The sequence below is a fragment of the Pseudomonas shirazensis genome (genome assembly GCF_014268785.2).
Classification (GTDB): Bacteria; Pseudomonadota; Gammaproteobacteria; order Pseudomonadales; family Pseudomonadaceae; genus Aquipseudomonas; species Aquipseudomonas shirazensis.
In genome coordinates this window covers 2,033,619-2,046,387 of the sequence record NZ_JABWRD020000001.1, presented here as the reverse complement: position 1 = coordinate 2,046,387, position 12,769 = coordinate 2,033,619, and the positions used below count along the sequence as shown (strand labels likewise).

Annotated in this window: 13 protein-coding genes; 6 read left to right on the top strand and 7 right to left on the bottom strand. The window is 60.2% G+C overall.

Going from position 1 to position 12,769, the window contains the following annotated elements:
* The first annotated feature begins 29 nt into the window (after positions 1 to 29).
* A complete protein-coding gene (locus HU736_RS09355) occupies positions 30 to 374 on the top strand; it encodes a YggL family protein (RefSeq protein ID WP_101321297.1) in 345 nt (114 codons plus the stop codon).
* Between the two features lie 51 nt (positions 375 to 425).
* Here HU736_RS09355 and HU736_RS09350 read toward each other — a convergent pair whose 3' ends face one another.
* The 6 genes from HU736_RS09350 to HU736_RS09325 form a co-directional block, all read right to left on the bottom strand.
* Positions 426 to 4,028, bottom strand: coding sequence for a response regulator (locus HU736_RS09350; RefSeq protein ID WP_437180457.1), 3,603 nt, complete (start codon positions 4,026 to 4,028; stop codon positions 426 to 428).
* Positions 4,029 to 4,036: 8 nt separating this feature from the next.
* A complete protein-coding gene (locus HU736_RS09345) occupies positions 4,037 to 4,657 on the bottom strand; it encodes a response regulator transcription factor (protein WP_186699616.1) in 621 nt (206 codons plus the stop codon).
* 314 nt (positions 4,658 to 4,971) lie between these two features.
* Positions 4,972 to 6,303, bottom strand: a complete 1,332-nt coding sequence (locus HU736_RS09340) for a deoxyguanosinetriphosphate triphosphohydrolase (RefSeq protein WP_103438058.1) — start codon at positions 6,301 to 6,303, stop codon at positions 4,972 to 4,974.
* 77 nt (positions 6,304 to 6,380) lie between these two features.
* A complete protein-coding gene (locus HU736_RS09335) occupies positions 6,381 to 6,710 on the bottom strand; it encodes a hypothetical protein (protein WP_101321288.1) in 330 nt (109 codons plus the stop codon).
* On the bottom strand, positions 6,707 to 7,078 hold the full coding sequence (locus HU736_RS09330; protein WP_186699614.1) for a phage holin family protein: 372 nt from the start codon (positions 7,076 to 7,078) through the stop codon (positions 6,707 to 6,709). The genes HU736_RS09335 and HU736_RS09330 overlap by 4 nt, the downstream gene beginning before the upstream one ends.
* A 9-nt stretch (positions 7,079 to 7,087) precedes the next feature.
* Positions 7,088 to 7,402, bottom strand: coding sequence for an ElaB/YgaM/YqjD family protein (locus tag HU736_RS09325; protein ID WP_186699612.1), 315 nt, complete (start codon positions 7,400 to 7,402; stop codon positions 7,088 to 7,090).
* A 313-nt stretch (positions 7,403 to 7,715) separates the two neighbouring features.
* On the opposite strand from HU736_RS09325, the gene HU736_RS09320 reads away from it, so the two are divergent.
* From HU736_RS09320 to HU736_RS09300, 5 genes are all read left to right on the top strand, one after another.
* The gene (locus tag HU736_RS09320) at positions 7,716 to 8,924 is read left to right on the top strand and encodes an ammonium transporter (protein WP_186699609.1); all 1,209 of its coding nucleotides are present in this window, start codon (positions 7,716 to 7,718) and stop codon (positions 8,922 to 8,924) included.
* A gap of 56 nt (positions 8,925 to 8,980) precedes the next feature.
* A complete protein-coding gene (locus tag HU736_RS09315; protein WP_101321279.1) occupies positions 8,981 to 9,217 on the top strand; it encodes a glutaredoxin family protein in 237 nt (78 codons plus the stop codon).
* A gap of 110 nt (positions 9,218 to 9,327) precedes the next feature.
* The gene (locus HU736_RS09310; RefSeq protein WP_186699607.1) at positions 9,328 to 9,759 is read left to right on the top strand and encodes a D-Ala-D-Ala carboxypeptidase family metallohydrolase; all 432 of its coding nucleotides are present in this window, start codon (positions 9,328 to 9,330) and stop codon (positions 9,757 to 9,759) included.
* Positions 9,760 to 9,831: 72 nt separating this feature from the next.
* Complete coding sequence (locus HU736_RS09305; RefSeq protein ID WP_103438052.1) at positions 9,832 to 10,137, top strand: transcriptional regulator; 306 nt, start codon at positions 9,832 to 9,834, stop codon at positions 10,135 to 10,137.
* Between the two features lie 50 nt (positions 10,138 to 10,187).
* On the top strand, positions 10,188 to 11,072 hold the full coding sequence (locus HU736_RS09300) for a pseudouridine synthase (RefSeq protein ID WP_103438051.1): 885 nt from the start codon (positions 10,188 to 10,190) through the stop codon (positions 11,070 to 11,072).
* 47 nt (positions 11,073 to 11,119) lie between these two features.
* Here the strand turns inward: HU736_RS09300 and HU736_RS09295 are convergent, their stop codons facing one another.
* Positions 11,120 to 12,685 (bottom strand): methyl-accepting chemotaxis protein, encoded by a 1,566-nt coding sequence (locus HU736_RS09295; protein ID WP_186699605.1) that lies wholly within the window; start codon positions 12,683 to 12,685, stop codon positions 11,120 to 11,122.
* Positions 12,686 to 12,769 lie beyond the last annotated feature (84 nt).

Here is a 12,769-nt window from a genome sequence, read left to right as displayed (position 1 = left end):
CGCCCGTAATTACTTAAGAGGATTGTTTCATGGCTACCAACCGTTCCCGCCGTCTGCGCAAAAAACTCTGCGTAGATGAATTCCAGGAGCTGGGCTTCGAACTGAACCTTGGTTTCAAGGAAGACCTGTCTGAAGAAGCCATCGATGCCTTCCTCGACGCCTTCCTGGTAGAAGCCATGGACGCCAACGGCCTGGACTACGTCGGCGGCGATGACTTCGGTCTGGTCTGCCTGGCCGAGCGTGGCTCGGTCAGCGAAGAGCAGCGTGCTGCTGTGGAAGCGTGGCTCAAGGGCCGTAACGAGCTGACCGAAGTCAAAGTCAGCCCGCTGCTCGACGCCTGGTATCCGGAAAAGCCGATCAACTCGGCTTCCTGATCCAGCCTGGCGGGCGCTGTCGGCGCGCCGCCATGCCAAAGCCCTGAACGCTCAGCCCAGCTGACGGCTCAGGGCTTTTTCACTTCTGCGCATGTGCCTGGCCAAGGCCTGCCGCTTCAGCTTCAACTCGTGCAGCGTCAGTTCGCCACTGGCGAGCAGCTCGCACACCTCCATCATTGCCTGGGCATCCAGCATCCGTGCGGCGCTGAGGATTTTGTGTGCCTGCTCGACGATGGCCAGGGCTTGCTGCTCTGGATCAAGGCTCATCAGCACTGTGCAGTCATCCTTCAGGCTCTGCTGCAACAGCTGCAGAAAACGCTTTTGATCTGCCGGGTCGTCGCCAGCAACCCTCCTCACACTGGCGACGTCGAACGCCGCTCGGCGGGGCTGTAGCGCCGCGGATTCGGGCAATGGAGTGACGTTGGCGAGGTGCTCACTCAGCGTACGCAGGCTTATCGGCTTGAGCAGGCAGTCGTTCATGCCCGCATCCAGGCAGCGCTGGCGAACTTCGGGTTGGGCATTGGCGGTGTAGCCAAAAATGACGCAGGGTGGCCGGTCGCTGGCGCGCTCTTCAGCGCGGATGGCTCGCGTCACCTGATAGCCGTTCATGTGGGGCATGTTGCAGTCGAGCAGCAGCACATCGAACGTATCGCTGTACCAACATTGCAAGGCTTCATTGCCATCCCGGGCACTGGTGTGGCGCAGCCCCATGAAATTCAACTGCTGCGCCATCAGCATCAAGTTGGCAGGATGGTCGTCGATGACCAGTACGCGCAAGTCGGGATTGAGCGCGTCGACCTGGCGTATCGCCGCCTCGGCTGCCACCGGCGCACCGGCTGGGCAGACCGGCATGCTCAGGCGGACCTGGGTGCCTACCCCCTGCAAACTGCGCAGGGTCAGTGTGCCACCCATCATTTCGCACAGGGTGCGGCTGATGGTCAGGCCCAACCCGGTGCCGCAGCGTGCACCGTCGCTCTGGGTGTTGGCCTGCACGAAGGGACTGAACAGACCTTGTATTTCGTGCTCGGGAATGCCGATGCCGCTGTCGCGCACCTCAAGTTCCAGTTGAGTGGTTGGCGCAGAAGCTGACTGGTGCAGCTGTGCGTGTACGCGGACCTGGCCAACGTCGGTGAACTTGATCGCGTTGCTGAGCAGATTGCTCAGTACTTGCTTGAAACGCAGTGGGTCGAGCAGGACGTGACGTTGTGCGCTCGGCTCGATCTGGACTTCCAGCGCCAGGCCCTTTTCACGTGCCTGGCCTTCAAATACCCGGGCCACGGATTTGATCAGAGTGGCCAGCTCGACCGGCTCTGGCGCCAGGCTCATGTGCCCGGATTCAATCCGCACGATATCCAGGATATCTCCGATCAGGCCCAGCAGGTCGGTGGCAGAATGGTAGGCGACTTCCAGTGCCGGTTTGTCCACGCGGCCTTGGTCGGCGTGCCTGACGGCGAGTTCGAGCATGCCGATGACTGCGTTCATCGGGGTGCGAATTTCATGGCTGATGGTTGCCAGAAAGGTGCTCTTGGCACGGTTGGCATCATCGGCCTGCTGTTTTGCCAGGCGCAGCTCCTGCACCAGTTGGCGGCGCTCGCTGATATCGATCCAGCCGCCAATGATGCCCTGCACTTCACCCAGGGAGTCGCGATAAGGCAAGACCCAGTGGTACACGGTCAACTCGCGGTCTTTCAGGCGGAGCTGGCGATCAAGGATCAACGGCTCGCCGGCGGCCATGACCTGCTGATAGTCGGCTTCGATCTGATGCGTAGAGGCATGCTGGCTGCCCAGGCTCTCTTCCAGGCGTTTGCCAATGACGTCTTGCGCACAGGCGTCCATCGCTTTCAGATAACTGTCGTTGCAGCTTTGCAACTTGCCATCACGACCCCGCACAAACAGCGGATGAGGCGTGCCATCGAGCATTACCCGCATGAATTCGAGCTGATCGCTGAGGGCGCGTTCTACGCGTTGCCGATGACGAATCTGCCGACGCAGATAGGCGTTCCAGATCAGTGCCAGCAACAGCAGCGAGCCGATCCCCAATGTAATCTGCAGGGCAAGTTGGCGCATTTGCCGCCAGTAGGCATCGTCCTTTGCAGTGAGGCCACTCCAGCGATTGTAGATCACCCCGAGTTCTTCTGGAGAGATGCTCAGCAAGGCTTTGTCGAGGATGGCTGCCAGCGGCTGCGCATTGCTCGCGCTCGCCATCGCAAAGCTGGCCGGTTCGGTGCCCACCGTGTTGCGAATCACCAGATCCGGGTCGCTGGCCAGCGCGTGATTGGCATCGATCAACGTGCTGACGGCGGCGTCGACTGCGCTGCTGCTGAGCAGCGTCACGGAGTAGTACGGGCTTTCGGTGTGGATAGCCATGACCTCCGGATACTGTTGGGCGAGCAATTGCGCGGCTGCGCTGCCGCGTGTGACGGCAACCCGCTTGCCCTTGAGTTGCTCGAATGAGCTGGCGGTTTCGCTGTGCCGCGTGACCAGCACCAGCGAGCTCTCCAGATAGGGGCGGGTCACCTGCAATTGAGTGTTGCGCTGCTCTTGCATCGGCAGTGCTGCGATGACATCGGCACGACCGTCGGCGAGGCGCGTGAGCATGTCGCCAACACTGCCCGCACGCTGAATTTCGAAATGCAGGCCTGTGCGCAGTCGGAGCATCTCCAGCAGGTCCGCGGTAATGCCGCGAAACTGCCCGGCCGCGTCGAAGTAGGACACCGGAGCGGCCGTTTCGTCGATGACCACCCGCAACAACGGATGTTGCCTCAGCCACTGCTCTTCGGCGGCGCTCAACTGCAACTTGCGCTCGCTCAGCAGAACGTCGCTACCGGAGCTCCAGCGCTTGAGAATATTGGTCTGCACTACCAGCGGCTGGCTTTGCAGCGCGAGATTGACCAGGCCTTTGAGCATTTCGTCGTCGCGGCGCATGGCGAAGCTGAAACCCACGGCTTCATGTTGGCCGAAATTGGCCATGCGCAGGCGCGGCAGGTGGCCCTGATTGAGTTGGTAATAGGTGGAAATGGTATCGCCTATGAACACGTCGGCCTGCCCAAAGGCAACCGCGTTTAGGGCCTGTGTCGACGAGCCGAATGTCAGCAGGGAGGCATTGGGGTAGGTCTGCCGTACATCCTTGGGTGGCAGGTAGTGATACAGCATACTCAGGCGCATGCCGTTGAGACCCTTGTTCAACGGGCGTACCTCGTCTTCGCGGGTCACCAGCACCGGTTGGTCGACCGCATAGGGGGCCGACAGCCCCAGCCCTTGTGCTGCGGCTTCGAAACCGTTGGCGCTGCCCAGCAGGTCGATCCGACCCTGCTTGAGCGCCTCGACGGCATCCAGACGATTGTCGAAGCGCAATACAGTCACCGGTAGCCCGAGGGCGGTGCCGATCACCGCCGCATACTCAGCGGTAATGCCCTGGTAGTCACGGCCACCGCTGGTGATATCGAACGGGGCGTAATCGGGGAAGGAGGTGCCAAGTGTCAGTCGCTGTTTCTTCTCGAGCCAGTTGCGCTGCTCGACGCTGAGCTTGGGGCGACTTGGCTGGGCTGATGCGCGTTTGAGCATGGTCAGGGCCGTAGGCCCATGTTCCTCGGCCACTGCCGACAAGCCAGGTGCCGCGAGGGCAAGGCACAAACACGTCAGGTAACGTCCCACGCGCAGCATCACACCAGCGCGTTCCGCTTTGCCACGTCAATCAGGTCGACCAGAGTGCCTACTTTGAGTTTCTGCATCAGGCGCTTCTTGTAAGTGCTCACGGTCTTGTTGCTGAGAAACATGCCTGAAGCGATTTCCTTGTTGCTTCGACCTTGCGCGAAAAGTTGCAGCACCATCAGTTCTCGATCATTGACCTGTCGGAAAAGACTTATCTCTGACTTGCTGCTTTCGGTCTCGCCCTGTAGTACCTGGCTGGGGAAATAGTTGTAGCCGGCAAGTACGGCCTTGATTGCACTGATCAACTCGCTCAAGTCTTCCTGCTTGCAGACATAGCCCGAGGCTCCCGAATGCATGCAGCGAATGGCGAACAGCGCGGGTGACTGGGCAGTTAGTACCAGCACCTTCATGGGCAGGGCCATGCTCTGGAAGCGCGCCAGCACTTCGAGCCCATCCAGTCGTGGGATAGCGATGTCAAGGATGACCAGATCAGGGCGTGTTTCGCGAATCATCTGCATGGCGTCGACGCCGTTGTCAGACTCACCGACGATCTTGTAACCCTGGTTTTCCAGTAGCATGCGTACGGCCAAGCGAATAACCGGATGGTCGTCGACAATAAATACGGATTGCATAGTTTACATTCCATTGGGACAGATGGCGTGAACAGCACGCACTTTAACCCAGATGGGCGGCAGGAAGCAGGCAACAAGCGTTTGTCAGTCGTATATGGGAAATGGACTACAGCAAGAGACTACATGGTCGATGATTATTGAAACGAGATGTTTATATGTGCCAAGAAATTAGTAACGTGGTGTGTGGCTGTTAGTTGGGGTTGGTTAATCGATATGCGTAAGATTGGTTCATCTATATACACTGCTAACCTTCACTTAGCCGGGGCCGCACAGCGGCCCCAATACTGGCTGAAATCTGCCTAAGTTTGCCGTATTCAAGTCGGGCTGGAACGCCCAGTCATCTCACAAGCCATCTCGCTGGCATAGCTGTCAGTCATACCAGCGATGAAATCAATCATCCGCAGAAAGGCACTGTGCAGCGTGTCATCAGGGCTAGGCGCGTGATTACCGATCAGATCGAGCACGCGCCGGCTTTTGAATGACGGTGTACGCCCGCCATGCTGCTCCAGGGCCGCGCCGCAAAACGCGTTGAGCAGGATCTCAAGCGTGGTATAGGCACCAATCTCGTGCAGCGTCTTGCGCTTGTCTTGGAAGATCTTTTTTCGCGCCATGTCCTTGGCCTGCAGTACACAGCGCTTGGCAGGGCCGTGCATGTGCTCGACCAGATCGCCGGCCAGCTGCCCGCTGAGCAACGCCCGTTGTTGCTCGACGAATGCTTCGGCGGCGGCATTGGTCAGGTGTTCGATAGCTTTGCCGCGCAGGATCGCCAGCTTGCGCCGGCGCGAATCGTTGGCGCCGAGCTGGCGGTAGGTCTCGGGCAGGTCGTCACCGACCAGGTCCAGCAGCAGCGCTTCGACTTCGGCATATTGCAGCAGCTCCATCTCGACCCCGTCTTCAAGGTCGATCAAGGCGTAGCAGATATCGTCGGCAGCCTCCATCAGGTACACCAGCGGATGGCGTGCCCAGCGTTGCTCCTCGAGCTGCGGCAGGCCCAGCTTGCGTGCGATCTGCTCGAGCAACGGCAGCTCGCTCTGATAGCTGCCGAACTTGTGCTTCTTGTAGCCCAGGGCATCGGCGTGACGCGAGCTCCACGGGTATTTAAGGTAGGTGCCGAGGGTGGCGTAGGTCAGCCGGGTACCGCCATCGAACTGGTGATACTCCAACTGTGTGAGCACCCGAAAGCCCTGCGCATTGCCTTCGAAATTGAGAAAGTCAGCGCGTTGCTCGTCGCTCATGCCGTCCAGCCAGCCGCGGCCTGCCGCCTGCTGGAACCATGAGCGGATAGCATCTTCGCCAGAGTGGCCGAATGGCGGATTACCGATGTCATGGGCCAGGCACGCCGACTGCACGATCATGCCCAGGTCACTCGGCTCGCACCAGGCCGGCAGCTCGTCGCGCAAGGTCTCGCCCACACGCATGCCGAGTGAGCGGCCGACGCAGCTCACTTCCAGCGAATGGGTCAGGCGGGTATGAATATGGTCGTTGCTCGACACCGGGTGGACTTGAGTCTTGCGTCCAAGCCGGCGAAACGCACCGGAAAAGATGATCCGGTCGTGGTCCTTGTGGAAAGGACTGCGCCCTAGTTCTTCAGGGCTGTACAGGGCCTTGCCCAGGCGCTCACGGGTCAGCAGGGTATCCCAGTCCAATGCTCGCTCTCCGATCGGATAATCGCCATAGCTTCAGGGTAGCGCTGCGCCTGCGCAAGGGGCAGGCGCAGTCGCTGCTAGCGGCGTCGACCGTTATGCAGGAACAGTCTGGCCAAGGGCAGCAACGTGCCGCCCAGGCGCAGCAAGCGGGTAAGGCCACCACCGCGGGCACCCTTGCCAGTCAGAAAGCCCATCAAAACCACGCCGGCGATGCCCCATAACGGCGCATGCTTGATCCCCAGCCCTTGCTGCACAGAGCTACCTATGCCGCGCAGGCGACGGACTGGCTCGAGCAGTTGCGCCGATTCCTGGCGGATTTCCTGGCGGTGCATTTCGAGGCGCAGACGCAACAGCGCCTTGCGCAGCTCGCGCGGATTACGCGTATTGGGAAGTTCAGGCAGGCTCATGGCAACAGTCGCTCCCGATCCTTGGCAAGTTCCTCAAGTGTGGAGCTGAACGGTGAAGAGTCATCGAATACCGCAGCTTTCAGGCGAACAGCGCAGTACAGCGTGGCGAGGCAGTAGAACACGCACAGACCGATGATCCCGGCCAGGCGATAACTGTCCCAGACCAGTACCAGCAGCAGACCAGACAATGCCGACAACAACAGCAGGGCAAATACCAATGCCATGCCTGCGAACAGCAGCAGCTTCAATGTACGGCCTTTCTGCTCCTGCAGCTCGATGCCGAACAGCTCAATGTGGCTGTGCAGCAAGCCAAGCACGGCAGCGCCGAGGCGCTTGCCGGTTGCGCCAGTGGAGGCGTCATTTTCCATGAAGTTACCTCAGCGGCGGTTGGCCAGCAGCCCGATCAGCAGGCCGACACCTGCAGCAATGCCGATAGCCTGCCAAGGGTTTTCCTGGACATAGGCTTCAGCTTGAACAACCGCTTCCTGACTGCGGGCGCGCACCGATTCCTGAGTCACCTGCAGGTTGGCACGAGCTTCTTCGAGGCGCGCATGGATCTGTTCGCGCAATTCGTCAGCCTGATCACCCGCCAGATTGGCCGTGTCCGCCAGCAGCCGCTCAGTGTCGCGTACTAGCGCCTGGAAGTCAGCCATCAATATCTCTTGAGCATTCTTTGCCGATTTGCTGGCCATTGGGTCTCTCCCTGTTGAGGTATGTGGATAATTCGAGTGATGGCTGTTGTGAAGGTTCACTGCAGTTGCTGGTATGGCGTTTGCTAAGTGTTTGTTAAGTATTGGGGCGTGCCAGCAGCGGCTGCGACGATTTCGCGCATCACGTCTGCACATACCGATAAACCTTAACCCAATCCACGACAAACCCAAGAAAAAACCACGCACGTTCCGCCAGGCCTCACCAAAACAGGGCAGCGGGGCGGGCACCGATTCGGTGCAGGGATGCCGGTTTTTGAACTGTCATGGTGCCTTTTTCAGCAGGTCTGCCAACTTCATGGAAAACACCCACAGCGCAATGGACTCTCTGGTCCACGGTTCCAACACGCTTTTCTTACTGATGGGCGCCATTCTGGTGCTTGCGATGCATGCCGGTTTTGCCTTTCTGGAAGTAGGTACGGTTCGCCACAAGAATCAGGTCAACGCACTGTCGAAGATCCTCAGCGACTTTGCCATTTCGGCGCTGGTGTACTTTTTCGTCGGTTACTGGGTTGCTTATGGGGTGACCTTCCTGCAGCCGGCAGCGACGCTGGCCAGCGATCATGGCTACGCCTTGGTGAAGTGCTTTTTCCTGATCACCTTCGCAGCGGCCATTCCCGCGATCATCTCTGGCGGTATCGCCGAACGTGCTCGCTTCGCCCCGCAGTTATGCGCGACAGCGCTGATTGTGGCGTTCGTCTACCCGTTCTATGAAGGCGTTGTGTGGAACGGCAATTTTGGCTTGCAGGACTGGCTGCAACAGCGCTTCGGTGCGCCGTTTCACGACTTCGCTGGCTCGGTGGTAGTGCATGCCATGGGCGGCTGGCTAGCCCTGGCAGCGGTGTTGTTGCTTGGCGCACGGCGTGGGCGTTATCGTGACGGGCGACTTATCGCCTTTGCTCCCTCGAGCATTCCGTTTCTCGCGCTGGGCTCTTGGATCCTGATCATCGGCTGGTTCGGCTTCAACGTCATGAGCGCGCAGAGCCTGCAAGGGATCAGTGGCCTGGTGGCGATCAATTCGCTGATGGCAATGGTGGGCGGCACCCTGGCAGCGCTGCTGGCCGGACGCAATGACCCGGGTTTTCTGCATAACGGTCCGTTGGCAGGACTGGTAGCCGTCTGTGCCGGCTCCGACCTGATGCATCCCCTTGGCGCGCTGCTCACCGGCGTAGTGGCTGGTGGGCTGTTCGTCTGGTGTTTCACCGCTGCGCAGAACCGCTGGAAAATCGACGACGTTCTCGGCGTCTGGCCACTGCATGGCGTTTGCGGAGTGTGGGGCGGGATCGCCTGCGGGATCTTTGCCCAGCCGAGCCTGGGTGGCCTGGGCGGGGTGAGCATGATCAGTCAGCTGATCGGCAGCCTCGGCGGTGTACTCGTGGCATTGACCGGTGGCCTGGTCGTGTATGGCTTGCTCAAGGCTACGCTGGGCTTGCGTCTGAGCCATGAGCAGGAGTTTCAGGGGGCAGACCTGTCGCTGCATCGAATCGGTGCCACCAGCCAGGATTGACGCGTGCGGGCGGGACTTTACAATAAGTCCACCTCCCCATTGTGCGCAGGCCCGCCATGCTTCCGGAATGCCAACTGCTGGGCACCCTTGGGTGCCACCTGTGCGAAGTCGCCGAAGCCGTGCTGATGCCATTCGTCGAGCGCGGCCTGCTGGTGGAGTTGGTCGATATCAGCGAGCAGCAGGCCTTGTTCGAGCGCTATGGATTGATTATCCCGGTGCTGCGTCGGTGCGATTCAGGCGATGAGTTGCACTGGCCGTTCGATAGCGAACAGGTGGTGGCTTTCCTCAGGTAATGATCGCACCAGCGGCGGCGCGTCCCTCGTGTGCAAACCTGTGTGGTGACAGATGATCGGCCCTGGCCCGCCATGAGCGAGCCTTGCCATCAGCCACGCAGAGGTCCGTGATGTTCATCACCCCCCACTTCACGCTAGCCGAAATGACCGCTTCCAGCACAGCAGCGCTTGCAGGTCTGGATAACACGCCGCCACCCGCCGCGTTGGCGAACCTGGGCCTGTTATGCGGCGTACTCGAGCAGGTGCGTAGTCTGCTCCAGGTGCCACTGACGATTACCAGCGGCTTTCGTAGCCAGGCGCTCAACCAGAAGGTCGGCGGCACACCGCAAAGCGCTCATGTACTGGGGCTGGCGGCTGACTTCACGGCTTTGAACATTCCCGCACGCCAAGTTGCAATACGGATTCGCGACAGTGACATCATGTTCGATCAGTTGATTCTCGAGTTCGACAGCTGGGTCCACCTGGCTGTCTCGACCGAGCAGCCACGCCGTCAGGTACTGACTATTCAACGAGGCGGCGGCTACCTACCGGGCGTCCACTGACAACGCCCGCCATTTGACGAAAGCCGGAACAACTTCGTATGCTGTATATAAATACAGTGTCAGGGTGAAGCGATGCTCAATGTCGAGCAACTGAAATACAGCATCAACAGGATGGCGCCCGAGCGTGTAGCCGACGCCGTTCTGGAGCTGCGTCTCGAGGGCCTGGTCACGGATGACCGGACGCCCTTTGGCAAGGTCCACTTCAATACCTGCTTCGCTGAAGTCGAGGCGTTGTTTCAACGGGCCGGTTTTCACCGACCGCTGGATGTCGTCGGCTATCAAGGCCTGGTTTATGCGCTGTACGATCCTGGCCGCTGGGACGCCGTGCAGGTACTGCGCTGGCTAAAGGTGCGCTGCGAGACGGTCGAAGCTGGCTGAGCCGCAGGCCATCGGTGATAATGCCGGCTTACTGACTGCCTGAGCCTGACATGAGCGCACCTTTCGATCCTGCACATCAACAAGCCAGCACGGTATGCCTGCCGCCTGGTGAGTGGAAGACGGTGCTTGATTGCTTGTGTGAGCACTTCAAGGCGATTGATCGCGAGCAATGGCTTGACCGTTTTGCCCGTGGTCGGGTACTGGACGCTGAAGGGCGTGCAATCGGCGCAGATTTGCCTTACCGACGCGGCATGCGCCTGCATTATTTTCGTGAAGTGGCCAACGAGAAACCGATCCCGGTGCACGAATCGATTGTGCACATGGACGAGCATCTGGTGATCGCCGACAAGCCGCACTTTCTGCCGGTGACACCCACAGGAGAATACGTTGAGCAGACTTTGCTCCGTCGGCTCATCCGCCGGCTGGGCAACCCGCACCTGGTGCCCTTGCATCGCATCGACCGGCATACGGCAGGACTGGTCATGTTCTCGGCCAACCCTGAGACCCGCAGCGCCTATCAGCGCCTGTTCCCCGAACGGCGTATCGACAAGCAGTATCAGGCGATTGCCGCTGCACTGCCTGAACTCGCCTTTCCGCTGGTGCGACGCAGCAGGCTGGTGCACGGCGAACCGTTTTTCCGCATGCACGAGGTCCCCGGCGCAGAGAACAGCGAGACGCTGGCGCATGTGATCGAGAAAAATGGTGATTGCTGGCGCTATGGCCTGTCGCCGGTAACCGGCAAGACACACCAGTTGCGCGTGCACATGGCCGCGTTGGGGGCGGGCATCTGCAACGACCCGTTTTACCCGCAACTGCAGGCGGTCGAGGATGACTATCAGCGGCCCTTGAAATTATTGGCGCAGAGTCTGCGCTTTGCCGATCCGCTGGACGGCAGCGAGCGCTGTTTCGAAACTCGGCTGGCGCTGGACTGGTAAACGGCCGTCATCGCAGGTTCCCCAGCGATAACGGCTCCGTCAGCACATCAACGGTTGAAGCGCTCCACCAGTGAGTACTGAGTCCCCGCCGTGCTGGTCAGCTCTTCGCTGAGCAAAGCCGAGTGCTGTGCTTGTTCGGCGGTTTCGTCAGCAAGGCTGGCAATGGTGCTGATGTTGCGGCTGATTTCGTCAGCCACGGCGGTTTGCTCTTCGGTTGCCGCTGCGATCTGGGTCGCCATGTCGGTGATGTTGGCCACCGCTTCGCTAATGCCGATCAGCGCCTGGTCCGCTTCCATAACCCGGGCAACGCCTTCCTGCGCCTGGCGATGGCCACTTTCCATGGTCAACACGGCGCTGCTTGCCGTCTGTTGCAGCTTGGCAATCAGGCCGTGGATCTGCCCGGTGGATTCGGCGGTGCGTTGCGCCAGCTGACGCACTTCGTCAGCCACCACGGCAAAACCGCGGCCCATTTCGCCGGCGCGGGCGGCTTCGATGGCAGCGTTCAAGGCCAGCAGGTTGGTCTGATCGGCAATGCCTTTGATCACATCGACCACGCCGCCGATCTCGTCGCTGTCCTTGGCCAGTTGGGTCACGGTTTGCCCGGTTTCGCCGACGGCGGTAGACAAGCGAGCAATTGCATCCCGGGTTTCCCCGGCGATCTGCCGGCCTTGGCTGGTCAGGCGATTGGCTTCCTGGGTGGCATCGGCAGTGCGCTGCACGTGGTTGGCAACTTCCTGGGTGGTCGCGGCCATCTGGTTGACGGCAGCTGCGACCTGCTCGGTTTCCACGCGCTGGCGTTCCAGGCCCGATGAGCTCTGGTGAGCCAGGACATCGGACTGACGCGCCTGATCGCTCAGGTGTTCGGCGCTGTCCTGCAAGCGGGTAAGGCAGGTCTTCATCCGCGCGTCCTGGCTGAGCATGGCCATCTCAAGACGCGCCTGTACACCACGGCTGTCGGTGTACATCTGGGCGATCAGCGGGTCGGAGGTGGTTTGCTCAGCCAGACCGAGCAGGCGCTTGAGGCCGCGTTGCTGCCAGCTCAAACCGAGCAGACCCAACGGTACCGACAGGCCGGCAGCGAGGGCGAAGCCCCAGGAATGGCCCAGCCAGTTGCCGATCAGGAAACCGACCTGACTGACCAGAATGAACGGCAGCCAGTCCTGCAGCACCGGCAGCCAGCGGTCGCGGCGGGGGATCGCCGACTTGCCCTGATTGAGGCGCTGGTACAGGCCTTCGGCACGGCGAATCTGTTCAGCGGTAGGTTTGACCCGCACCGATTCGTAACCGACTACCTGGTTGTTGTCGAAAATCGGTGTTACGTAGGCGTTGACCCAGTAATGATCGCCGCTCTTGCAGCGGTTCTTGACGATACCCATCCACGGCAGGCCTTGCTTGAGGGTCTGCCACATGTGGGCAAACACTGCTGCGGGGACATCGGGGGGGCGGACCAGATTATGCGCAGCGCCGATCAATTCCTCGCGTGAGAAACCGCTGATTTCGACGAAGGCATCGTTACAGTAACTGATCACACCCTTGGCATTGGTGGTGGAGATCAACCGCTGTTGGGCAGGGAAAGTCCGTTCTCTCTGGGTAATCGGCTGGTTGTTACGCATGGCTGCTCGGTCCGCAAGGCTTTCCATGGCTATCGGCATGGCTGCGGTTTTATTGAATGATTATTTAACCAGCGGCGGGTGAGG